The sequence below is a fragment of the Streptomyces sp. NPDC057682 genome (genome assembly GCF_042799575.1).
Classification (GTDB): Bacteria; Actinomycetota; Actinomycetes; order Streptomycetales; family Streptomycetaceae; genus Streptomyces.
Genome location: NZ_JBHVIN010000003.1, coordinates 83,211 through 105,494 on the forward strand (window position 1 = coordinate 83,211; position 22,284 = coordinate 105,494).

At 72.0% G+C, this 22,284-nt stretch carries 24 protein-coding genes; 15 read left to right on the top strand and 9 right to left on the bottom strand.

Going from position 1 to position 22,284, the window contains the following annotated elements; translation table 11 throughout:
• Positions 1-33 precede the first annotated feature (33 nt).
• On the bottom strand, positions 34-2,871 hold the full coding sequence (locus ACFVDM_RS05630; protein ID WP_383633715.1) for a CHAT domain-containing protein: 2,838 nt from the start codon (positions 2,869-2,871) through the stop codon (positions 34-36).
• A gap of 47 nt (positions 2,872-2,918) precedes the next feature.
• Between ACFVDM_RS05630 and ACFVDM_RS05635 the strand changes: the two genes are divergently transcribed.
• Complete coding sequence (locus tag ACFVDM_RS05635) at positions 2,919-3,281, top strand: hypothetical protein (protein WP_383633717.1); 363 nt, start codon at positions 2,919-2,921, stop codon at positions 3,279-3,281.
• Between the two features lie 3 nt (positions 3,282-3,284).
• Complete coding sequence (locus tag ACFVDM_RS05640; RefSeq protein WP_383633719.1) at positions 3,285-4,253, top strand: hypothetical protein; 969 nt, start codon at positions 3,285-3,287, stop codon at positions 4,251-4,253.
• Between the two features lie 156 nt (positions 4,254-4,409).
• On the opposite strand, the gene ACFVDM_RS05645 is transcribed toward ACFVDM_RS05640, so the two are convergent.
• The 3 genes from ACFVDM_RS05645 to ACFVDM_RS05655 form a co-directional block, all read right to left on the bottom strand.
• The gene (locus ACFVDM_RS05645) at positions 4,410-4,838 is read right to left on the bottom strand and encodes a hypothetical protein (RefSeq protein WP_383633721.1); all 429 of its coding nucleotides are present in this window, start codon (positions 4,836-4,838) and stop codon (positions 4,410-4,412) included.
• A 116-nt stretch (positions 4,839-4,954) separates the two neighbouring features.
• A complete protein-coding gene (locus tag ACFVDM_RS05650; RefSeq protein WP_383633723.1) occupies positions 4,955-5,818 on the bottom strand; it encodes a DMT family transporter in 864 nt (287 codons plus the stop codon).
• 182 nt (positions 5,819-6,000) lie between these two features.
• Complete coding sequence (locus ACFVDM_RS05655) at positions 6,001-6,846, bottom strand: MerR family transcriptional regulator (protein ID WP_383633725.1); 846 nt, start codon at positions 6,844-6,846, stop codon at positions 6,001-6,003.
• Between the two features lie 357 nt (positions 6,847-7,203).
• Here ACFVDM_RS05655 and ACFVDM_RS05660 point away from each other — a divergent pair, with 357 nt between their 5' ends.
• The gene (locus ACFVDM_RS05660; protein WP_383633727.1) at positions 7,204-8,043 is read left to right on the top strand and encodes a hypothetical protein; all 840 of its coding nucleotides are present in this window, start codon (positions 7,204-7,206) and stop codon (positions 8,041-8,043) included.
• A gap of 86 nt (positions 8,044-8,129) precedes the next feature.
• Here the strand turns inward: ACFVDM_RS05660 and ACFVDM_RS05665 are convergent, their stop codons facing one another.
• Positions 8,130-8,681: a pyridoxamine 5'-phosphate oxidase family protein gene (locus ACFVDM_RS05665; RefSeq protein ID WP_383633729.1), complete on the bottom strand. Its 552-nt coding sequence runs from the start codon at positions 8,679-8,681 to the stop codon at positions 8,130-8,132.
• A 19-nt stretch (positions 8,682-8,700) separates the two neighbouring features.
• Complete coding sequence (locus tag ACFVDM_RS05670; protein WP_383633731.1) at positions 8,701-10,152, bottom strand: MFS transporter; 1,452 nt, start codon at positions 10,150-10,152, stop codon at positions 8,701-8,703.
• Positions 10,153-10,299: 147 nt separating this feature from the next.
• On the opposite strand from ACFVDM_RS05670, the gene ACFVDM_RS05675 reads away from it, so the two are divergent.
• The 10 genes from ACFVDM_RS05675 (at position 10,300) to ACFVDM_RS05720 (ending at position 18,717) form a co-directional block, all read left to right on the top strand.
• Positions 10,300-11,205: a LysR family transcriptional regulator gene (locus tag ACFVDM_RS05675; RefSeq protein WP_383633733.1), complete on the top strand. Its 906-nt coding sequence runs from the start codon at positions 10,300-10,302 to the stop codon at positions 11,203-11,205.
• A 387-nt stretch (positions 11,206-11,592) separates the two neighbouring features.
• Positions 11,593-11,979, top strand: coding sequence for an urease subunit gamma (ureA, locus tag ACFVDM_RS05680; protein ID WP_383633735.1), 387 nt, complete (start codon positions 11,593-11,595; stop codon positions 11,977-11,979).
• A 212-nt stretch (positions 11,980-12,191) separates the two neighbouring features.
• Complete coding sequence (locus ACFVDM_RS05685) at positions 12,192-12,590, top strand: urease subunit beta (RefSeq protein ID WP_383633737.1); 399 nt, start codon at positions 12,192-12,194, stop codon at positions 12,588-12,590.
• Positions 12,591-12,623: 33 nt separating this feature from the next.
• On the top strand, positions 12,624-14,495 hold the full coding sequence (gene ureC / locus ACFVDM_RS05690; protein ID WP_383633739.1) for an urease subunit alpha: 1,872 nt from the start codon (positions 12,624-12,626) through the stop codon (positions 14,493-14,495).
• A gap of 8 nt (positions 14,496-14,503) precedes the next feature.
• The gene (locus tag ACFVDM_RS05695; protein WP_383633741.1) at positions 14,504-15,157 is read left to right on the top strand and encodes an urease accessory protein UreF; all 654 of its coding nucleotides are present in this window, start codon (positions 14,504-14,506) and stop codon (positions 15,155-15,157) included.
• Complete coding sequence (gene ureG, locus ACFVDM_RS05700) at positions 15,150-15,929, top strand: urease accessory protein UreG (protein WP_383633743.1); 780 nt, start codon at positions 15,150-15,152, stop codon at positions 15,927-15,929. The genes ACFVDM_RS05695 and ureG overlap by 8 nt, the downstream gene beginning before the upstream one ends.
• 83 nt (positions 15,930-16,012) lie before the next feature.
• Positions 16,013-16,714 (top strand): urease accessory protein UreD, encoded by a 702-nt coding sequence (locus tag ACFVDM_RS05705; RefSeq protein ID WP_383633745.1) that lies wholly within the window; start codon positions 16,013-16,015, stop codon positions 16,712-16,714.
• Between the two features lie 75 nt (positions 16,715-16,789).
• Complete coding sequence (locus ACFVDM_RS05710; RefSeq protein WP_383633747.1) at positions 16,790-17,266, top strand: hypothetical protein; 477 nt, start codon at positions 16,790-16,792, stop codon at positions 17,264-17,266.
• A 162-nt stretch (positions 17,267-17,428) separates the two neighbouring features.
• Positions 17,429-18,007 (top strand): GNAT family N-acetyltransferase, encoded by a 579-nt coding sequence (locus tag ACFVDM_RS05715; protein ID WP_383633749.1) that lies wholly within the window; start codon positions 17,429-17,431, stop codon positions 18,005-18,007.
• Positions 18,008-18,096: 89 nt separating this feature from the next.
• Positions 18,097-18,717 carry a DinB family protein gene (locus ACFVDM_RS05720; protein ID WP_383633751.1) on the top strand — a complete coding sequence of 207 codons (621 nt, stop codon included), beginning with the start codon at positions 18,097-18,099 and terminating at the stop codon, positions 18,715-18,717.
• Between the two features lie 65 nt (positions 18,718-18,782).
• Here ACFVDM_RS05720 and ACFVDM_RS05725 read toward each other — a convergent pair whose 3' ends face one another.
• Complete coding sequence (locus ACFVDM_RS05725) at positions 18,783-19,223, bottom strand: VOC family protein (protein WP_383633753.1); 441 nt, start codon at positions 19,221-19,223, stop codon at positions 18,783-18,785.
• 401 nt (positions 19,224-19,624) lie between these two features.
• On the opposite strand from ACFVDM_RS05725, the gene ACFVDM_RS05730 reads away from it, so the two are divergent.
• A complete protein-coding gene (locus ACFVDM_RS05730) occupies positions 19,625-19,990 on the top strand; it encodes a hypothetical protein (protein ID WP_383633755.1) in 366 nt (121 codons plus the stop codon).
• 100 nt (positions 19,991-20,090) lie between these two features.
• Here ACFVDM_RS05730 and ACFVDM_RS05735 read toward each other — a convergent pair whose 3' ends face one another.
• Positions 20,091-20,339, bottom strand: coding sequence for a tautomerase family protein (locus tag ACFVDM_RS05735; RefSeq protein WP_383633757.1), 249 nt, complete (start codon positions 20,337-20,339; stop codon positions 20,091-20,093).
• A gap of 95 nt (positions 20,340-20,434) precedes the next feature.
• Positions 20,435-21,214, bottom strand: coding sequence for an SDR family oxidoreductase (locus ACFVDM_RS05740; RefSeq protein WP_383633759.1), 780 nt, complete (start codon positions 21,212-21,214; stop codon positions 20,435-20,437).
• Between the two features lie 158 nt (positions 21,215-21,372).
• Between ACFVDM_RS05740 and ACFVDM_RS05745 the strand changes: the two genes are divergently transcribed.
• Complete coding sequence (locus ACFVDM_RS05745) at positions 21,373-22,278, top strand: helix-turn-helix domain-containing protein (RefSeq protein ID WP_383633761.1); 906 nt, start codon at positions 21,373-21,375, stop codon at positions 22,276-22,278.
• Positions 22,279-22,284: the final 6 nt, after the last annotated feature.

Genomic DNA, 22,284 nt, shown 5'->3' on the forward strand with positions numbered 1-22,284 from the left:
TCCCGCACCAACTCCCCTGTATGCCCCTGTCGTTCACGGTCCTGCGTGAAGATGGGCCGCCCACAGGGAAGGCGTCAGCGGATACCGGTCGCGCATGTCCCGTACCGCCTCGCGGACCGCGTACGCGGCGCGGTCGGCCATCGGCCGCGGCGCGCCCAGTCCCACGTACACCCGCTCGGCGATCCGCGCGGACACCGTGTCCTCGATGCCCCACAGCGTGGCCACCACATGGCGGAATCCGGCGATCTGCAGGCCGCCCGCGAGATGGAGCGCCTCGTCCACGGCCGTGAAACCCGTCCGGGCCGTGTGACATGCGGACAGGTACGCCAGCTCGGCGCCGGCCAGGTCGAGACGGGAGATCCCGGCGACGGTCAGCGGGTGGTCGAGATGGTCGTGGACGATCAGCCGGCTTCCCGAGCCCGTGCCCGGTTCGGCGGTGGCGTGTCCGCAGAAGTGCAGCCAGGCATGGTCGCGCAGGGCGGCGACGACCGCGTCGCGGGTGGCGGCGTCGCCCGTGAGCAACCGCGCCCCGGGCAGCAACGCGGTGAGTACGGCCGCCTCCTCGGCGGCTCCGGGCAGGGGCGGGGCCGCCGGCGCCTCGGGTACGGCGACCACCAGGAAGGAAGCCGCTGACCTGCCGGGGCGGCGGCTGCGTGCGAGAACCCGCAGGGACGGCGTATAGGAGGACGCCGTGCGGTCGAGCACCGTACGGCCCGCCGCCTCCTCGTGGTGTCCGGCGGCGTGCAGGGGGAGGAAGGCCAGCGGTCCGGTGGGAATCCACCACACCCGAGGCGGTCGGGTCTTCGACGGGCCGGTGATGCCCAGGCCGTCGAGCACGGGCCCCGTCACCGTGTCCCACAGCCACCGCAGATGTCCGTCGATCTCGTCCTCGGCCGCCACCTGGGCCTCCGGGCCGGCTCCGGCGGGGTCCTGGAGCCGGTCGAGCACGGTGAGCAGATCCGCCGTCCGGTGGACGAGCCCGGACAGTGCGAGGCCGGGAAGGGGAATGACGCGCAGTCCCTCGGCGGTGACCGCGATCGCGTCACAGCGGTAGCGGCTGACATTGACCACTACGACGGGACCCCGCTCGCCCAGAGGCAGCAGCTTCTCGGGGCGGGGAGGGAGCATGAAGTCCTCGAAGCCCCGCCGGGCGCGCACTTCGGCCAGGAGCCGGTCCCATTCCGCTGCCAGCACATGACGTTCGTCGGAGGTCGTCCCGTCGCCCGCGCCGTCGAGTCGTGTGCGCAGCCACATGAGCCGGTCGGCGGTCCGAGGTGCGTGGACACGCAGTTCCGCCAGTTCGTCGCCGTTCTTCATCCCCTGTCCCAGCAGGACACCGCGGCCGAGCTCCAGCAGGCCCAGTGCCAGGGCCGGGTCACCGGCCGACAACGCGCAGGCCGCCGCGTCGCCGGCCAGGAGTCCGCTCTCCCCGAGCGCGTGTTCGGCATCGGCGAAGTGCAGGTGGCGCGGCACAAGTGCGGGCAGTCGGGCGATCGCCGCGCTGTAGGCGGTGACCGCCTCCTCGGGCCGGCCGTCCTTCATCGCCGCGTGCCCCCAGCCACGGGCCGCCCGGAGCCGCAGCCGGGGCGCGGCCGAGGCGTGGAGGGCGGCGGCCCGCAGACAGGATTCCGCTCCCGGCCGGTCACGGGCGGCCAGCACCAGGCCGAGTTGGTACGGGATCACGGCGTGCCGCGCGTGCTGGGCGGGCAGGACGGCCGCCGCGGCCCGCAACAGGTCCTCGGCGCGGTCCGCGTCCTCGTCGTCGGTGGTCAGTTCGTACCTCCGGGTCAGCGCGGAGGCGAGGTTGACCAGGGCACCGGCCCGTGTGAGGGCGTCGGCCGCTGCCCTGCCGCCACTGTCCGGGGCTGCGTCGTCCCCGGTTCCGGGTACTGTCCGGGCCGTCCGGGCCGTCGAGTCGACCGCAGCCTCCAGGGCGTGGATGCGCGCCTGGAGGTCCTCGGTGGCGGAGGTCCGTTCGAACCGGGCGTCCCATGCGTTGGCCAGGCCCTGCTGGAACAGGGCATGATCTCGGTCATCCGGGGGTGTGAGGGCGACGGCCTCACGGTGTACGGCGATGGCCTCCTCCAGGTCCGCCCGTTCCCCGGTCCGCTCGTGGCGCAGCCGGAGGGCGAGGCCGAGGTTGTGCAGCCTGCCTCCGCGGCCGTCCGGGCCGCCCGCCTCCACGGCGGCGCGGGCCGTCCGTACTCCTTCCAGGAGATCCTCGAAACCTCCCGTACGTTCGTGGCGTTCGCGCAGCGAGGCGGCGAGCGCGCTGAGTACGCCCGCCCGGTCGGGGTGCCGGCTGCCCACCGCGGCGTCGGCCTCGCGGAAGGCGCCGATGGCCGCGTCCAGGTCCGCTGGATCGCCGCCGCGCTCGTACCGGAGCCTCAGCGCCATTCCCCACAGGGCCAGGGCGGAGGCCCGGACCGGCCCCGCCCGCACGGGGATGCCGTCGACCGCGGCCCTCGCCGCGTGGAGGGCCTGTCGCAGCAGCGCGGCATCCCTGTGCCGTTCGGCCGCCGCCACCCGGTCACCGGCCTGCGCCAGAAGGCCGGCCAGGTGCCGGTCCGCCGGCTCGGCAACGGCCTCGGGCTGTCCCCCGGGTTCCAGGTACCGGGCCAGCGCCGCGGCGATGACGGCGTCCTCCCGGCCGCGCTCCGTGCCCAGCACCACGCTCCGGCAGAGATGGAGGTCCGCGACGGCCCTGACGGCCTCCGGGTCGGCCGAGGGGTCGGCCACGAGCCGCATCAACTCCCGCACCTCGACCAGGGCCTGCGGGGAGACAACCGCGTCCTGGTCCAGGGAGGAGCGGTACAACAGCACCCTGGCGCCAAGGGCCCGTACCAAGTCGTCACGCCCCGCGGCCGTCATAGGAGTTACCGTACGAGGCGGCATCGGCATCGCGGGAGGAAAGCGGGATGACGGATCAGGATTCGCCTCAACTCGCGAAACTCTGCGCTCAGTTCACGGGCATCAGGGCCGTCGTGGCACGCCGCGGACAGCTGCCGGCACTGGAGACGATCCTGAGCGGGCTCCGCGCGGGGGGTGACGCGGCACGACTCCTCGCGGACATGGACGAACTGCTCCGACGGTGCGGCATGGCCCGCGGCCTCGGCGAACTGCGGGCCGCCGGGGGTGCGGCACTGCCCCACCTGGGCCCCGGGCATCCCGTGGAGGAAGCCCATGTGTGTCCGGCGGGCGCGTGCGACCGTGTGGTGCTCGACGCGGGCGGCGGCCGGTGCGAGCTGTTCGCCCTTCCTCTGCGTCTGGTCAGGTGGTGAGCGATGACGGCGTTCCTGGCGACGCTCGGCGGCAAGCTCGCCGACACCTGGCTGTCGCTGCTCGTGCTGCCCGGTCTCCTCTACCTCTCGGTGGCGGCGGCCGGCTCGGTCCTCGGACACCGCGACCCCTTCGGCCACCACCTGCTGATCGACCGTATCGACACCCTGGCCGGTACCCCCGCCACGCACTCCCCCGGGACGGTCGTCCTGGTCGCCGCCCTCGTGCTCGCGACCTCCGCCGGGGCCAGCCGGCTGGCCGGCGCACTCGGCGGCGGCGTCGAAAGGCTCTGGCTCGGCGACTGGCCCCGGCCCCTGCGCCCGGCCGCCCGCGCCCTGACCCGGCGTCGCGTACAGCGGTGGAGCGCCGCGGACGCGCGCTACCGGCAGGCGCTGACCCAACGGGCGCTGCGCGCCGCCGCGGAATCCCGTGCCGTCCCGGGACCGGACGCACCGGACAGCCCCTCCGCCCCCGACGATCCGGCGGGCGGGACCCCCGCGCCGACCACCGCCGAACTGGGCGAGGCCCGCAACCTCATCGCCCTTTCCCGCCCCGCGCGCCCGACCTGGATGGGCGACCGGCTCCTGGCGGCGGACGCCCGGGTCCACCGCGCGTACGCCATCGACCTCACCTCGGCCTGGCCCAGGCTCTGGCTCCTGCTTCCGGACACCGCTCACGGCGAGATACAGGCGGCCCGGACCGCACTCACCGCAGCGGCACGCCGTGCCGCCTGGGGGCTGTTGTACGTACTGCCCGCCCTCTGGTGGTGGCCCGCAGCGCTGATCGCCGCCGTCACCTTCACCGGGGCGTGGCGGCAGGCCCGGCTCGCGGTGCACGAGTTCGCCGAGCTCGTCGAAGCGGCGGTGGACCTGCACGGCCGGGACCTGGCGACCGCCCTGGGCATCCCCTGCGAGGAACGGCTCACCGCTGTCGAGGGCCTGGAGATCACCCGTACCCTCCGCAAGGGGACGTGATCCGCCGCCCCCGTCATCGACGGCCACCACCTGTGCCCCTGGACGTTCCCGACGGCCCTCCGCCTTCCTCGCGTCGTCGGGAACACCCTCGGAGCACGAGGTCCCGCACGGACAGCACACCGCCGATGCCCAACGGCCGCAGATCCGGACCCGCCGTCACCCGGCGGGGGCGGTCCGCCGTACGGCCGGCTCGGGGAGGTGACCGACACGCCGGCCGACCCGCTCGCGCAGGAGGAGGTACTCCTCCCAGCGTCTGGGCAGGGGCCCCGGCGGGCGCTCGACCACCCGGGCCGCGGTGACGATCTGGCCGTCCCGGAACTGCTCACGGGTCAGGTCCAGCTCGACACCACTGGCAAGCCGGTTCCACCAGTGAAATCCCTGCTGCTCTCCCCGGCAGTGGACCTCCCCGACCATGAGATCCCCGCCGAAGATGTCGTTCACGACCAGGGCGGTGATGTCGCAGTGACCCCACGCGGGGTTGTCCGGCCGCCATCCGCACCGGGCGAGGTCGTCCGGCGAACAGGTGTCGGCGGCCCAGGCGGCGTGCAGAGCCTTGTCGATGTCGAGCAGGTTCCACGAGGTCATGCCGCCAGCATGGCATCCGCCACTGACAACGGCGGCGGACCGAGGGCGTCGCATGTGGCGGTGCCGGTTGCGGAATCCCGTTCACCTCCTCGCGTACGGGGAGGGCCGGCCGGCGGTCACGACGGCAGGATGCGCGTCAGCGAAGCGACACGTGACAGCCGCAGGGTTCCCAGCACGATCACGGCGAGTCCCGCTCCCATCGGCAGCAGCCACCAGCCGTCGCCGATCTCCTCCTTGTACAGCACGACACCCAGAACGAGGCTGACGAGGGCGTCGCCGAGTGTGAGCGCGGGCTGGGAGGCCGTGATGGGACCCGCCTGCAGGGCGTTCTCCAGCAGAACGATCGCCAGGACGCCGCACAGGGCGAAGCCGTACGTCTGCCAGACGGAGAGGAAGGCGACGGCCCCGTCGTCGGCGAAGGTGCGGGCCGCCGACTTCATGAGGGCCGCGGTGAGCGCGTTCGCCACCGCGGACCCCGTGCCCAGACAGGCGGCGCGTCCCAAGCCCGACGGCAGCCTGCGCGCAACGGCGACGAGGCCCGCGATCGCCCCGAGACACACGGCGATCACGGGCACCCAGAGCGTCATCGGCGCCTGAGCCTTCCCGCCGTGGGGATGGGCCGCGACCAGGACCACCGCCAGCCCGACGACGATGTATCCGATCGCCCGCCAGCCGGACGTGGGAAGGCGCCGACGGATCACGTACGAGCCGATCATCAGAGCGAACGGCAGTTCCAGGATGAAGACCGGCTGGACCAGGGCGAGCGGCCCGGCAGCCAGAGCGAGCGCCTGGAACGCGGCAGCCGCCGCGACCGCCCCGATCCCGGCCACCCACACCGGCTGCCGCGCCAGATCGGCGAACAGCCGGGGCTTGAGCGCATGACTCGCGGGAACGTTGAGCGCGGCCTTGCGTTGGAGCACGGTCCCCATGGCGTTGCTCATCGCGCCGAGCAGGGCGGCCAGGACGCTCAGCACGAGCACGGGGCGCTCACCTCCGCGGACGCACGCGGGCCGGGGCCCACCCGCCCGGAGTCCGGGGTCACGGTCGGACAACATGCTCACACCGGGGACGGTCCCCCGCACGGGGCGCTGGTCCATCCGGCCTCACCGCCGATGGCGATCACGGTGGTGCCGCCGACCGTGATCTTGGCTCCGGACCGCCCCTAATCGTCGGCGGGCTCGTCGATCGGCCAGGCGATCTCCAGCCGGTTGCCCGGGTCGTCGGGCGTCCCGGTCCACCGGCGGTAGATCATCCGGACCGGGCCCGCGAAGGCGAAGCCGTGTTCGGATATCCAGTCGGCGACGGCGTCGTAGGCGCCGAGGATCCGCGGGAAGGCGGCGGCCGCTCCCTCGATCCGTGTGCAGGCGAGCGTGCTCTCCGGCAGGTCGCGCACATTCATGCCCTCGGGCAGGCCGGCGGGCTGCGCGCCGTCCTCCCAGAACGGCAGGCACGCCTCGACGAGCGTCTCGTTCTCGTCGTCGCACACGCCGTGGAAGCGGACGAAGGCGGGCCCGGCGAAGGTGAGCGGGCCGCGGCCGGCGACTGCGTACATCTCCTGATAGGCACGCCGGAGGAACGGGTCGAGCCCGGAGTTGTCCACGGCGGCCCCGACAACGAGAATCCGCTCGGCAGGCCCCTGACGGGCGGTGACGTGGTGTGTCATGTCTGCTCCTTCGGTCATTCGGCTCAACAGACCGTGGACCAGGGAACGCTGCGTCTCCAGCCGTCGTTCGGCCGCCGCCAGATGTGCCCGCAACGCGGTGGCCAGCGCTTCCTGCCCGCCGTCGAGCAGTCGGCGCACCTCCTCGACGGGGATGTCCAGTCGGCGCAGCGCCCTGACCGACTGGGCCGTACGCACCTGGTCACGCCGGAAGTACCGGTAGCCGCTCACCGGATCGACGAACGCCGGCACCAGCACGCCACTGGCGTCGTAGTGCCGAAGCGCGGTGATCGAGAGGCCGCTGGCCTGCGAGAACTGCCCGATCGGCAGCAAGCTTTTCCTGTCCACGGCAGCGACTGTGCCGTCTCTCGCCACCTGAGAGTCAAGTCCTCGCGGGATGACGAACGCACCCCCGCGATCGCGCCTCCTTCGCCCGCACCGCGCCCCCATCACTCCCGTACGCCCCCGCTTGGGCCCGTCGGAGTAGCGCTGATGGCCGGAAGGCGCGGGGCGGGCGAGGCTGGCGGGCAGGTGCGGCGATGCCATGGGGCGCCGCGGTCGTTCGGAGGCGGGAGGGTTCATGGGTTCGACAGGGGTCCCGGATGAGGGAGGGCGTGCGGCCGATGGTGCTCCGGGGAGGCGGCGGGAGCTCGGGGGTGCGGTGCGGGAGCGGAGCGTGGCTGTTCGCGGTGGTCGGTAGGCGTCGTGGCGGAGAAGGACGTCGAGACGGAATCCGGACGGGACGACGGAGCCGAGGCCCGGTCGGCGGATCGTCACGGGGGTCCCGGGCATACGGTGCTGCTGGCGATCGCCCTCGCGGTGCCGGTGACGAAGGTCGCCTACACGGTCGGGGGCGGAGCGGCGGCGCGTGATGTGTTCGTCGGGATGGAGCCGGCGAACTGGCCGGATGTCGTCATCGGGATGGTGCTCACCGATCCGCTTCTCGCCTCGGTGCTGGCCGTCGTCGTCTCCCGGATCGTCTTCGCCCTGTTCGCGGCGCGGGGCGCTGTTCCCGTGAAGGCCGGCGTGCTTCGGGGGCTCCGGCGCGCGGCCCTGACCGTGGTCGATCCGGCCGCCATGGGGGTGGTGATCGCGTGCTTCTTCGGTCCGTGGTGGGGTGTGGGCACGGGGGTGGCCGCGTACGTGCTGCGCAAGGGCGTCGTTGTGGAGTACCGCACCGGGAGACGGCGTCCGCACGCGCGTTCCGGTCACCGGGACTCGGCAGGAGGCCACGACGGCGGCTATCGCCCGTCGCGGGTGCTGCGCCGGGCCGCGGCGCTGGAACAGTGGGCGGCCCTGTGCCTGACGGCGCTCGTGCTGCCCGTGCTGTCCTTCGTCGCCGCGCTCGACGGACAGGCGTGGACGTCGATCGTCCGCTGCCAGGTCACCGCCGGGACCCGGACCGAGAGCAACCGCCTCATCGAACTCGGCCGCAAGGGGAACGGCGTCGTCGGCTGGAATCTGGACACCGGGGAGATCTCCGACGGTGCCGCGTGCACGGGCGAGGAGAGCCTGTTCGTACGCGATCCGTGGTGGCGCGGTTGAGGTGATGCTCCGTACCCCCCGGTTCCGGGCGGCGCGACGGCCCCGCCCCGTGGTTGCCGGAGCGGGGCCGTCGGTCGTTTTCCGGGTCAGCCGGCGTCGGGCTCAGCGGGATCCCGTGCCGGGGCGCCCGCGGCGACCGGGGCGGGGGTCCGGGCCGGGTCCGGCTTGCGCCACAGGGTGCCGTGCAGGTCGGTGCCGCGGACGAGTTGTACGCGCCAGGGGTCGATGCGCAGTACGTGGTAGCCGGGGTCGGTGGGACCGCCGGGCCAGTAGCGGACGGGGTCGTAGCCGACGCCGGGTGGGCCGCCTCGTCGGTAGAGGTCCCATGCGTGGGTCCTGGAGGCCCGGTCCTCGGCCCAGGTGGAGACGCCGTCCACGAAGACCGCGTTCTGGCGGGGGCTCCAGTAGGTGTACGTGGTGTGGGGGTTGGCCGCGAGGTGTGCGGTCTTGACAGGGGTGCGGAAGGCGGCGAGCCAGCCGACGGGGGCGCCGTCGACGACCTCCCACACCGGCATCACCATCCGGGCACGCGGGCGGTTGCGGTGGTCGACGGTGACCATGGTCGCGTAGCCGATGTCGCGGATGTGATCGGTGAAGGTGCGCTCGATCTCGGAGAACGTGGTGACGACGGTGGTCATGGGGGTGTCCTCTCGGTTGTCAGCGGGCGGCGGGGACGTCGGTGTGCTCGGCGGGAGGGCCGGCCGGTGCGGGCGCGGTCGTGCGTGGCCGGGTGCGCAGGCCGACGGCGCTGATGACGGCGGCGAGGGCGGCGGCCGCGAACGGGACGAGCAGGCCGTCGCGGTAGCCGTCGAGCTGGGCCGCGGGGGTCGCGGCGCCCGAGGCCGCCGTGCCGGCGGCGGTGACGGCGGAGAGGCCGAGTGCCGCGCCGAACTGGAAGGCCGTGTAGAGGAGGCCGCCCGCGAGTCCCTGTTCCTCCTCCGCGATGCCCTCCGTCGCCACGATGGTGAGGGGACCGTACGCCAGGGAGAAGGAGAGCCCGAGGAGGATCAGGCTCGGGAACATCGTCGCGTAGCTCCAGTCCGCTCCCAGGGGGAGGAACAGTCCGTAGGCGAGCGCCGCGAGCAGGAGGCCGCCCAGGATCACCCTGGCGTTGCCGAACCGGGTGACCAGCCGGGGGGTGAGTGTCGGCGAGAGGACTGCGTCGACTCCGACGACCAGCATGGCGAAGCTCGTCTGGAGGGTGGACCAGCCGCGCAGTTCCTGCAGGTAGAGCACCACCAGGAACTGGAATCCGAAGAATCCGGCGGCGAACAGCAGCGCCGAGAGGTTGGCCCGGACCAGGGGGCCGTGGCGGAGGATCGACAGGCGGACGAGGGGTTCGGCGGTGCGCCGTTCGATGACGACGAAGGCGGTGAGGAACACCAGGCCGCCCAGCAGCGTCGCGGCGGTGACGGCCGGTGCGGCGTGTGAGGCGCGCTCGACGCCCAGGACGATCAGCAGGAGGGCGGCTGTGATGGTGAGTGCGCCGGGCGCGTCGACGCGCTTGCCGGTCCGCTTCGGGCGGGCCGAGCGGGGGACGAGGACGAGGGCCGCGACGAGGACGAGGGCGGAGAGCACGACCGGGGCGAAGAACACCCACCGCCAGCCGACGGCGGTGAGCAGCCCGCCGGCGACCAGGCCGATCGTGAAGCCTCCCGCGGCGGTTCCGGAGTAGACGAGGAGGGCCTTGTTCCGCTCCGGTCCCTCGGCGAAGCCGGTGGTGATGATGGACAGCCCGGCCGGGGTCATGAAGGCCGCGGCGACGCCCGTGACGAAGCGGGCGAGGATCAGGGTCCATCCCTCGGTGGCGAAGCCGCCGAGCCCGGAGAACAGCAGGAAGACGGCCAGCCAGAGGACGAACATCCGACGGCGCCCGTAGAGGTCGGCGGCCCGTCCGCCGAGCAGCATGAAGCCGCCGTAGCCGAGCACGTAGGCGCTCATGACCCATTGCAGTTCACCGGTGGAGAGCCCCAGATCGGTGCGGATCGACGGCAAGGCCACGTTGAGCATGGCCACGTCGATGCCTTCGAGGAAGATCGCGCCGCACAGGACGAGCAGAATGCCCCACTTGCGTGTGCCCAGCCCGCCCGAGGCGTTCAGCGTACTCATGACGAGGTACTCCTTCCGGAGTGTGAGGTGTGGTCGGTGCCTCAAGCCTTCGCCACCGCGGGCACGGGAACAACAGCGGTCATCGCAACGTTCGTTCAGCCGGAGTTACCGATCCGATCCGTTGCCGCGCACCATCCGGAGACGTCTGTGGACCAGAGCGAAATCGAATGCTTTCTCGTCCTGGCCGAGGAGCTTCACTTCGGGCACACGGCCGCCCGGCTGCATCTGTCCCGTGCCCGGGTGAGCCAGCTGGTGCAGAAGCTGGAACGCCGGGTCGGCGCGCCCCTGTTCACGCGGACGAGCCGGCGGGTGGCCCTCACGCCCCTGGGCCGCCGTCTCCGCGACGACCTCGAACCGCACTACCGCGGCATCGAGAACGCGCTGGCCAGGGCAGTCGCCTCGGCACGGGGCATCGAGGGGGTCCTCCACGTCGGATTCTCCACACCGCTCGCCGGGGAGATGGTGATGAAGGCGACCGAGCGGCTGAGTTCGAGTCATCCGGAACTCGCGGTCGAGGTGTGCGAAGTGCCGCTCGCCGACCCGTACGGGATGCTGCGCAACGGCGAGTTCGACGTCCAGCTGACCGACTTCCCCGTGCACGAGGCCGATCTGACGCGCGGTCCCACGCTCCTCGCCGAGGCAAGGGTGCTCGCGGTGGCGTCCCGGCATCCGCTCGCCGGGCAGGCCGCGGTGACGCTGGAGGATCTGGCCGGCATGCCGGCGCTCACCATCGCGGGTGACATCCCGGAGTACTGGACGGAGCATCATCTGCCGACGGTCACACCGAGCGGCCGGCCGATCGGGCAGGGCCCGTCCGTCACCAACCTCCAGGAGGCGCTGACGCTCGTCGCCGGAGGCAAGGGCGTCCTGCTGGCGGGGGCTCATATCGCCCTGTACCACGGGCGGCCCGGCGTCTCCTACGTCCCGGTGAAGGAGGACACGCCCCTCGGCTACGGGCTGATGTGGCGTTCCGACGGCGGGACCCGGGCGATCGAGGTCTTCGGCCGTACGATCCGCGAGATCGCACGGACCATGGAGCCCCCCGGGGCATGACCCTCTTCGGCTGCGGCGGCCGGGGCGGGGGCATGTGCGGCCCTACACGTGGCCGGAGCGTTTCCAGGGCATATCCACCGGGCCGTTCGGGGCGGGCGAGTTGCCCGAGTTCGGTGGACGCGCCGTCGGCAGGCGGTGTTCGTCGCTGGGGATACGCGGAGTCGCTGTTTCCCGCCGACACGCGGGACGCCCCCGATTTCGGTCACACGCTCGCCTCGGCATCCGTTCGGGGTTCCGGGTGTGGTGATGCGGTGGCACGGCGGTTCTCCGCATCATGATCGACTGCGGCGCGGTGATTCGGCAGAGCAAGCAAAGGTAGCCGAGTCAGGCGGTGCCGTTGGTCGTTCCGGGGGCAGGGGGCGCCCTCACCGTCGCAGAGGAGTACGGATGCATCTGATTCCCTCGGAGCAGGAGAAGCTGCTGCTGAGCGTGGCCGGGATGCTGGCCAGTTATCGCAAGGAACGCGGGATCAAGCTCAACTATCCCGAGGCGGTGGCCTACATCAGTTGCTGGGTCATCGAGGAGGCGCGTGCGGGCAACTACACCGTCGACCAGATGATGAGCGACGCCGGGGTCCCGCTGGAGGAGCGGAAGGGCGATACGCGGGGCGAGGGCGAGAGCGTGCTGACGACCGAGGACGTCATGGACGGCGTGGCCGAGATGCTCGACGTCCTCCAGGTCGAGGCCACGTTTCCCGACGGACGCAAGCTCGTCACCTTGTACGAACCGATCCGCGCGCCGAGGCCCGTTCCGCTGCCCGCTCCTATCCGCTGAGGTCGAAGCCCATGCCGTACTTCCAGCCGCCCGCCCCGAAACCGACCGGCTGCGCACCGGCCGCGTGCCCGCCCCCGTGCCCCTGTTGCGTGGACGACCCCTGTCAGAGGCCCGAACCCCGCCCGCCGTCCGAACTGGACCCGGACCGGGCGGGCGATGTCCGCCGGTACGCGGTGGGAGGGGTGTGGGTCAGGGATCCGGAGGATGCGCACGTGCTCAACGCGGGGAGCGAGAAGGCCATGGTGTATGTGGTCAATGTGGGTGACCGCGACATCCAGATCGGCTCGCACTTCCATCTCGCCGATGTCAACGAGGACTTGCTGTTCTTCACCGATCCGGAGACCGCCACCGAAGCGGAGGCGGTGCTGACCGATCCCCGGCGGGTGCGGTCCGAGCAGATCGCCGCCGCCCGTGCGCTGGCGTACGACCGGTCGAAGACACCGGGGACGGCCCCTTGGGGGTGCCGTCTGGACATCGCCCCTGGGGACTCGATGCGGTTCAGCCCCGAGAACGCGCCCAGCGAGGCGATCGAGGTCGTGCCGATCGGTGGACGGCGGCGTGTTCCGGGCCTACGCAAGGGCAAGCCGGACGACGACGTCGCTCTCGGCTGACCGGGCACCCGTACATCCAGCTGGAGGAATGCAATGGCGCACATCACGCGCGCGCAGTACGCGAAGTCCTACGGGCCGACCGTGGGCGACCAGGTCCGTCTGGGCGACACCAACCTGTGGATCGAGGTCACCGAGGACCTGACCTTCGGGGGCGACGAGGCGATCTTCGGCGGTGGGAAGACCATCCGCGAGTCGATGCTCCAGGGGACGACCACGAGCACGGAGGGTGCCCCCGACACCGTGATCACCAATGTGGTCGTTCTCGATGCCGGGCCCGCGCTGGAGCGCGGGGACGGCTATTCCGTCGTCCGCGCGGACGTGGGGATCAGGGGCGGAAAGGTCGTCGCGATCGGCAAGGCCGGGAACAGCGACGTCATGGACGGGGTCACACCGGGGCTGGAGATCGGCCCCTCCACGGACGTGATCGCCGGCGAGGGCCGGATCCTCACCGCCGGAGCCGTCGACACGCACGTGCACTACATTTCGCCGTCGGCGGTCAGGGAGGCCCTGTCCACCGGAACCACTACGCTGATCGGCGGCGGTGTGGGGCCCTCGGAGGGGTCCAAGGCGACCACGGTGACGCCCGGCCCGCAGCATCTGGTGAACCTGCACCGCAGCTTCGACGATCTGCCGGTCAACGTGATGCTGCTGGCCAAGGGCAACACCGTCAGCGAGGCCGCGCTGGACGAGCAGGCGCTCGCGGGGGCCGGGGGCTACAAGATCCATGAGGACTGGGGAGCCACCCCGGCAGCGCTGGACGCCGCGCTGCGGGCCGGCGAGAAGTGGGGACTGCAGGTCACCCTGCACGCCGACTCGCTGAACGAGGCGGGCTTCGTCGAGACCACACTCGACGCGATCGACGGGCGCGGCGTCCACGTCTTCCACGCCGAGGGCGCCGGTGGCGGACACGCCCCGGACATCCTGAAGGTGGCCGCGGAGCCGAACGTCCTGCCCGCGTCGACGAATCCGACGTTGCCGTACACCGTGAACACGGTCGCCGAGCACATCGACATGCTGGCCTCCGCGCACCACCTCGATCTGAGCAACCGGAACGACCAGGCCTTCGCCGACTCCCGGATCCGCTCCACGACCATGTTCGCCGAGGACGTGCTGCACGACATGGGAGCCATGTCCCTCACCTCCTCCGACGCGCAGGCCATGGGGCGGATCGGGGAGGTCGTGACCCGTACCTGGCAGGTGGCCCACGTCATGAAGGAGTGGAGCCATCAGGTTTTCAAGGACGCCGGGTTCTTCTACGGGCCCGACCGGGGGCCGGGGGACAACGCCCGCGCGCTGCGGTACGTGGCCAAGTACACGATCAACCCGGCCCTCGCGCACGGCATCGACGCCTACGTCGGTTCGGTGCAGCCGGGCAAACTGGCCGATCTCGTGCTGTGGGACCCGCGGTTCTTCGCCGTACGGCCCGAGGTGGTCATCAAGGGCGGCGCCATGGTCGTCGGGAACCTCGGTGATCCCAACGGTTCGGTGTCGACCCCTCAGCCGACCTTCCTGCGGCCCGCGATGGCCGACGCGATCGGATGCCGGCTCTCGTACTCGTTCGTCTCGGAGAAGGTGCTCGACCCGCCCGCCGACATGGACCCCTACGACGAGGTGAGGGGCACGGGAGTGTTCAAGGGCTCGTTGCGGGACACGCTCGGTCTGCGGCGCGAGCTGCGGGGCGCGAAGCCGGTGAAGGGCGTCGGGAAGGCGGACATGGTCTTCAACGACGGGCGGTTCGGCATCGACATCGACCCGAGCACGTTCAAGATCGCGGTGGAGATTCCCGGAGTCGACCCGGCGGCGCACGGGCTCGGCCGGCACAAGAGCCTCAGCGGTTACTGGTATCTCGACCAGCCGAAGCCGCCGAGGAGCCTGCCGCTCACTCAGCGGTACCTGCTGTTCTGAGGCGCCCGGTGAGCACATCTCCGCTCCTTCTCGCCCTCCTGGGCGACGCGCGACTCCCCTCCGGGGGGCATACCCAGTCCGCCGGGCTGGAGCCGGCGCTGCGGGCCGGGACGACGCCCGCCGAGGTGCCCGCGTATCTGCGCTCGCGGCTGCGGACCGTCACCCTCGTCGAGGCGGGCACCGCCGTCGTCGCGCGGGCGGTCGCGGCGGACGGCGGCGATCTGGCCGGGGTCGAGGCCGCCTGGGCCGCCCGGACCCCGAGCGCGGCGCTGCGCGCGAACGGGCGGCGGCTCGGGCGCGGCTACCTGCGGGTGCTGCAGGCGCTCCGGCCCGGCCCCGTCGACGACCGCGCACGGACCTGGTCGCGCCCGGTCGTCCTCGGTCTGCTCGCGCACCGCACCGGCATGGACCCGGCCGACGTGGCCCGTCTCGTCGGCTACGACGACGCCCAGACCGTCACTTCGGCCCTGCTCAAGCTCGAACCGCAGGACCCGCTGGCCGTCGCGGTGTGGTTGAGCGAACTCCTCCCGGACATCGAGGAGATGGCCGTACGGGTCGCCGCTCTGCGCCGCCCGGAACAGATTCCCGCCCACGGGGCTCCCCTCGTCGAGCGCTGGGCCGAGACCCACGACACCACCACAGAGAGGCTCTTCCGTGCCTGAGAACACCACCGCCCCCACCCGTGCCCTGCGCCTGGGCGTCGCCGGCCCGGTCGGCACCGGGAAGAGTTCACTCATCGCGACGTTGTGCCGGGCGCTCGCCGGGGAGCTGAGCCTGGGCGTCATCACGAACGACATCTACACCGACGAGGACGCCCGCTTCCTCAGGAGCGCCGGGGTACTGGACCCCGAGCGAATCCGCCCGGTGGAGACGGGGGCGTGCCCCCACACGGCGATCCGTGACGACGTGACGGCCAATCTGCTGGCGGCCGAGGACCTGGAGTCCGACTTCGGCCCGCTGGATCTGGTCGTCATCGAGTCCGGCGGCGACAACCTCACCGCCACCTTCTCCCCCGCGCTGGTGGACGCCCAGGTGTTCGTCCTGGACGTCGCCGGCGGCGGAGACGTCGTCCGCAAGGGGGGTCCCGGCATCGCGCGCGCCGATCTGCTCGTGATCAACAAGACCGATCTGGGCGTTCACGTGGGCGTGGACGTGGAGCGTATGACGCGCGAGGGCCGCGAGGCACGGCAGGGTGCTCCGGTCGTCGCGCTGTCCCGGCACGACGAGGCGTCCGTCCGGCTGCTCACCGACTGGGTCCGCGCCACCCTCGCCCGCTACCGCTCCGGTGCGCACACCCCCGTCGACCCCGGTCCGATGGCACCGCACGTCCACGCGGAGCGGGACGGCGGGGCGTCGCGCCCGCACATCCATGCCGACGCCGCCACGCACGCACCCGAAGGCGCCGCCGCCGCGCATGCGGGACAGCGCGCGTGACCGGACCGACCCGTCTGGGCGTCACTCCCACGGCAAGCCGCTGCCACGTCCGCCGGACGTCCGGGCATCTCACCGTACGGATCATGGACCAGGACGCGCGCGGCGCCCGTGTGGGCCTCCTCGCCACGCAGGCGCTGCTGCTGTCCGGCGACTCCGTCCGCATCGAGGTGGACGTCGCTCCCGGCGCGTGGCTGGACGTGGTGGAGACGACCGGCACGGTCGCGTACGAGGGCGACGCGCCGTCGTCCTGGACGGTCGACGCGACGGTGGGCGACGGTGCGCTGCTCACCTGGGCGGGCAAGCCGTTCGTGGTCTCCGACGGGATCACCACCCATCGCGACACCCGGATCCGGTTGCACGGCACGGGCAGGGTCCTGATGCAGGAGAAGGTCGTCCTGGGGCGGGCCGGACAGACGGGCGGTGACCTGACCCTGTCCCTCACCGCGACCGATGACTCCGGGCCGGTGCAGGTGGAGCACCTGGAACTGACCCGGCGGGTGCGCACGATGCCGGGCGTCCTCGGAAGCCTGCGGTCCATGGACACGGTGACCGCGCTGGGCTGGTCACCCGAACCGGCCGGGGAGCCGGCGGCCGGCACCACCGGTCCCGGCGAGACGTTCTTCCGTCTGGAGCGGTCCGGTTCCGTATTGCGCTGGATCGGGATCGGCCGGTTCCGTGACCGCTTGTGCGATCCCACGTTCGCGGCCTGGAGCGAGGAGGCGATGCGCGTCCACCGCGACGCCGGCCTCATCGGGACGGCGCACGGGGTGAGTTGTTCCGCGTGATGCCCGCTCGCCCTGCCGGCCCGGGTGCACGTGCGCAGGCGCGAGTCGTCGGAGGCCCGGTCTAGGGTCGGTGAGGTGAGCGACTACTACGACCTCTTCCTGGCGGTGGATCTGGTTCCCGGCCTGCCCGGACCGGTGCTGGCGGAACTGCGGTGGCTGCTGGGGCAGGGGGACAGACCGGCGGAGTTGGTGTCCGCCGACTGGGAGTCGTGGGGCGGCCCCTGGCAGGCCTTCGACGGGGGTACGGCGAGCCACGCGTTCGACGGAGCGGACGTCTCCCTGCTGGTACGTGCCACCGACCGGCCGGACGCGGACGGCGGCGAGCCATGGGCCCTGACCGTCCGGACGTGCGTCCACGAGGACGACTTCGGCATCATGATGGAGGTCGTCGAGTGGGTGCTCCGGTACGCGACGACGCGGGGGTGGGCCGGATACGTACGTGACGCCGGGCTGGGCCGGTTCCAGCATCTGGTGCGCCACGAGGACGGGTTCGAGCTGGCCGATGTCCGCGTGGGCGGTGAGCGGAAGCGCATCGCCCGGTCCGCCGGATAGCCGGGACTCCTCGTTACCCGACCGCGCCGCATGGGCCGGATCCTTCCTCCACGCCCGCGCGACGGACACCGGAGCCTCGCGGCCGGAGAATCCGCTTGCGGGTGGCCGGGCCGGGCTGTCTCATGAACGCGTCACCCGACAGGACCTGACAGGGAAGGGACCATGGGGACCTCACTGCCCACCCCGTCGTTGCACACCGATCGCCTCCGTCTCCGTGCCTTCGAACCCGCTGACGCCGATGCGCTGTTCGCCCTTCACAGTGACGCCCATGTGCTGCGCTACTGGGACTCGCCGCCGTGGAACGACCGCGGGCGTGCCGAGCGGTTCATCGCGGTCTGCCGGGAGATGGCGGTGCAGGGCACGGGAACGCGGCTCGCCGTGGACCGCGCGTCCGACGGGGCGTTCCTCGGCTGGTGCACCGTGGCCCAGTGGGATCCCGTCCACCGCAGCGCGTCGCTCGGATACTGCTACTCGGAGGCGGCGTGGGGCCACGGCTACGCGACCGAGGCGGCGGGCGCCCTCCTCGGGTGGGCGTTCGACACGCTGGACATCAACCGCGTGCAGGCCGAGGCGGACACGCGCAACGGGGCGTCCGCGCGCGTCCTGGAGAAGCTCGGCTTCGTACGCGAAGGGACGTTGAGGGAGGACTGCGTCGTCGACGGCGTGGTCTCCGACTCCTGGGTCTTCGGGCTGCTCAGGCGGGAGTGGTCTCCGTCGTCCGAAACACCTGCGGGCTCCTGATTCGCGGCGCTCCCTCGCCTCGGGCCGACCGCGGAGGACGCTCTGGGAGATCTTGAGGCCGTGGGCGTCCCGTGGCAGGCTCGTGCCTCATGATCGACGAATACGCGAAGAGCACCCTGCACGGGCGGCTGCGCCGGGACCGCGAGGCGCTGCTCTGGAAGCTCGACGGCCTCTCCGAGTACGACGCCCGCCGGCCGCTGACCGCGACCGGGACCAACCTCCTCGGCCTCGTCAAGCACGTGGCGACCGTCGAGGCCCGGTACTTCGGGGAGGTCTTCGGCCGTCCGTCCCCCGAGGCGCTGTGCCCCTGGCAGGAATCCGACGGCAGTGACCACTGGGCGGCCGAGGACGAGAGCCGCGAGGAGATCATCGCGTTCTGCCGCCGCACGTGGGACCACTCGGACGCCACCATCGACGGGCTTTCCCTCGACGCCGTGGGCCATGTGCCGTGGTGGCCGGAGCCCCACGCCGACACGAGCCTCTTCGCCGTCCTCGTCCACGTCCTCGGCGAAACCGTCCGCCACACCGGACACGCCGACATCCTCCGCGAAGGCCTCGACGGCCGCACCGGGCTCCGCCCCGAACACGACAACCGGATCGACGAGGAAGCCCGCGCGGCGTACCGAGCGAGGATCGAGCGCATCGCCGCCTCGGCCGCCTCGGCGGCTTCGGCGGCTTCGGCGGCTTCGGCGGCTTCGGCGACGAACTGATTCCCGACCGGCGGCAGGAATCCGGTTCCAGTTCCAGTTCCCGCGCCCGGCGGCTTGATCGCCTCTCAGTTCAGCTGCTCCGCCAGCCCGATGATGATTCCGTTCGGGCCGCGGAGGTAGCAGAGGAGGTAGCTGTCCTCGAAGCGGGCGATCTCGCCGACGAGTTCGGCGCCGTGCGGGCGCAGACGGGTGAGCGTGTCGTCGAGGTCGTCCACGGCGAACATGACGCGGTGGGTGCCCAGGATGTTGTGGGGGCGGTCGCGCGGGTCGACGTCGAGGGGTGCGGGGTTGCGGTACTGCGCGAGTTCGAGGCGGCTGTGGCCGTCGGGGGTCCGGACCATCGCGATCTCGCAGTGGACGTCGTCGAGGCCGGTGCACTGGTCGGCGAAGCGGCCCCGGATGTCCGCGCGGCCCTCCAACTCCAGGCCGAGTTCCTCGAAGAACGCGATGGCCGCGTCCAGGTCCTCGACGACGATGCCGACGTTGTCCATCCGCTGAATCGCCATAACGGTGGTCCCTCCGTTCTCTCCGGCCGGCCGTGTGACGGCCGGAGGTGGTGCCGATGCTTCCGGGACGGAACCGACGGTCCGTTCTCGACATCGGTCACGGTGCACGGTTCCGCCCGCCCCCATGCTGCTCGAAGGCGGAGGACGGCGCGCTGGGGATCGTACGGCGCTCCCGGACCGAAAGGGTGGGATCGAGGGAATCAGGGGGCGGGGGTTTCTCCAGGGCGCGTGCCCCGGCGTAAAACGGGCTCCGACTGCGAATTCCGTGCTTCTTTCTCACTCGTCCGATACGCCCTGTCACCGATCCGCGTGATTTCTCGCGGCAACTGTGGTGGCCCCGGAATTCGCTGATAAATCATGGACCCCGCACCCTTCGGAGAAATCGAAGCACGGGAAGGTGAATGATTGTGCGCAGAAAAATGGCCCTGGGGACCGCTTCTCTCGGACTCTTCGGGGCTCTCTCGCTCGTGCCGGTCGCGTCGGCCAGTCCGTCCGCGCCGGCCGCCAGCTGCACCGAGAACTGGAGCCTTTCGTCCGGGCAGGGAATCGCGAGCGGAAAGTGGTGCAACAACTACACCTCCGCCCAGGGAACGGTCACGGACACCAAGTCCGACGGAAAGTGTCCGTTCGTACGCGGCCATCTCAGCAATGGACGTCATGTGGACAGCGACTGGGCGGGGCCGAAGGGGGACTCCTCGCCGGTGAACCTCAGTTCGCCCAAGGGCACGTACATCTCCAGCCTGTCGATGCAGTACATCAACTGCTGACCACGGACGGCTGACCGCGGAACCGTGCCGCGCGGCGGGGCCTCCGGAGCCTGGGGATCAGAGATCGGCCAGGGACTGCCGGAGGCCCCGCTGCGCACGGTCACTCCGGATTCGCCGCACCCCCGTGGGCGCCGTCCGCCGCCTCGGGCGCGTTGAGCATCGCGCTGGTGAGGACATGGCCGGAGATGCCCCAGCCGCCGTCGGGGACCTCTTCGACCAGGACCAGGGTCGACGCGCGGGCACGTTCGCCGTAGATCTCGACGTACAGCTCGGTGGTGCGCGTGACGATGTCCTCCTTCTGCTGCGGGGTGAGCGTCTTCTCGGGGACCTTGAAGTTCGCGAACGGCATGGGGTGGTGCTCCTTGTTCTCGGTGGGGTGGGGCGAGGAGAAGTTCTCGGTGGGGCGGGGCGCGGGAGCGTTCTCGATGGGGTGGGTTACGGGGGTCAGATGATTCCGCCGTTGGCGCGGACTACCTGGCCGTTGATCCAGTGGCCGGCCGGGGACGTCAGGAACGCGACGACCTCGGCGATGTCGGCCGGGGTGCCGAGGCGCTCCAGCGGGGGCTGGGCGGCCAGGCGGGCGACGGTCTCCTCGTCCTTGCCGTCGAGGAACAGATCGGTGGCGGTGGGGCCGGGCGCCACCGCGTTGGCGGTGATGTCGCGGCCGCGCAGTTCCCGGGCCAGGATCAGCGTCAGGGCCTCGACCGCGCCCTTGCCCGCGGCGTACGCGCCGTAGCCGGGGAAGGCCAGTCCCACCACGGACGTAGAGAAGGTGACGATCGCGCCGCCGGGGCGCACGCGGCGGGCGGCCTGCTGGACGACGGCGAAGGTGCCCCGGACATTGGTGCGGTACAGGGCGTCGAGGTCGGCCAGGTCGAGCTCGACGATCGGTGCGAGGTGCATGCGTCCGGCGGCGTGGACGACGGCGTCGACTCCGCCGAATTCGTTCTCGGCGGCGTCGAACAGGGCCGCGACCTGGTGTTCGTCGGCGACGTCGGCGCGTACCGCCAGAGCCCGCCCGCCCGCGGCGACGGCTTCCTTCACCGCTTCCTCGGCCGCCTCGCGGTGGCCGGCGTAGCCGACGACGACCGCGTGTCCGTCGGCGGCCAGGCGGCTCACGGTCCGGCGGCCGATGCCGCGCGAGCCGCCGGTGACGACGGCGACACGAGGCGGGGTGGTGCCGTCCGGGGTGGTGGCCGGTGTGGGAGAGGTGGGGGTGGGCATGGTGGCTCCCGGGGTGGTTGCGGATCGGGACGCGGTCTCGCCGTCGCCCTGGCTTGCCCTTCCACGATCGGACGGTTCCCCGGGCTCAGCCAGGGCTGTGTCCACCCAGGGGTTGCCACCCCCTGGATAGGCGCCGGTACGCGAGCGACCATGGAGGGGTGAACCTTCCAGAACTCGGTGCCTTCCTCCGGACACGCCGCGACCGCATCCGCCCCGCCGAGGTCGGTCTCCCGCACGGCCCGCGGCGGCGCGTACCGGGGCTGCGCCGCGAGGAGGTGGCGCAGCTGGCCGGGCTGTCGGCGGACTACTACACCGAGCTGGAGCGCGGCGGCGCGAAGTCCGGAGTGCAGCCCTCGGCCCAGACCCTGGCGGCCCTGGCACGCGCCCTGCGCCTGGACGACGACGAGCGCGACCATCTGTTCCATCTGGCGGAGCGGCCGATTCCGCTGTCCGCGCACGGGCCGTCGGCACATGTGCAGCCCGCGCTCCTCGGACTGTTGGACCGGCTGTCCGCCACGCCCGCACGGGTCATCACCGATCTGCACGAGACCCTGGTGGAGAACGAGCTGGCGCGCACCCTGCTCGGACCGTCCCCGGCGCGGCGCGGGCCGTCGGCGAGCTTCGTGTACCGGTGGTTCACCGATCCGGGGGCGCGCGCGGTCTATCCGCCGGAGGACCACCCGCATCATTCGCGTGTGTTCGTCGCCGATCTCCGGGCGGCGTCCGCCCGGCGCGGGCGGGACGCGGAGGTGGCGCGGATGGTCGCCGCGCTGCGTCGGCGGAGTGAGGAATTCGCCATGCTCTGGGACACCCATGACGTCGCGGTGCGCCGCAAGGACCGGAAGCGGATCGTCCATCCGATGCTCGGTGTCATCGAGCTCGACTGCTACAACCTGCTGAGCGAGGACGGGCGTCAGCGGCTGCTGTGGTTCACCGCTCCGCCGGGGAGTCCCGGAGCCGAGCAGTTGGAGCTGCTGGCGGTCATCGGGACGCAGGAGCTGGTCGACGGCGAGGCTGCGGCACGCGAGGAGCCGGCCGCACCCGGCCCCGAGCCCTCGCGCTGACGCCGC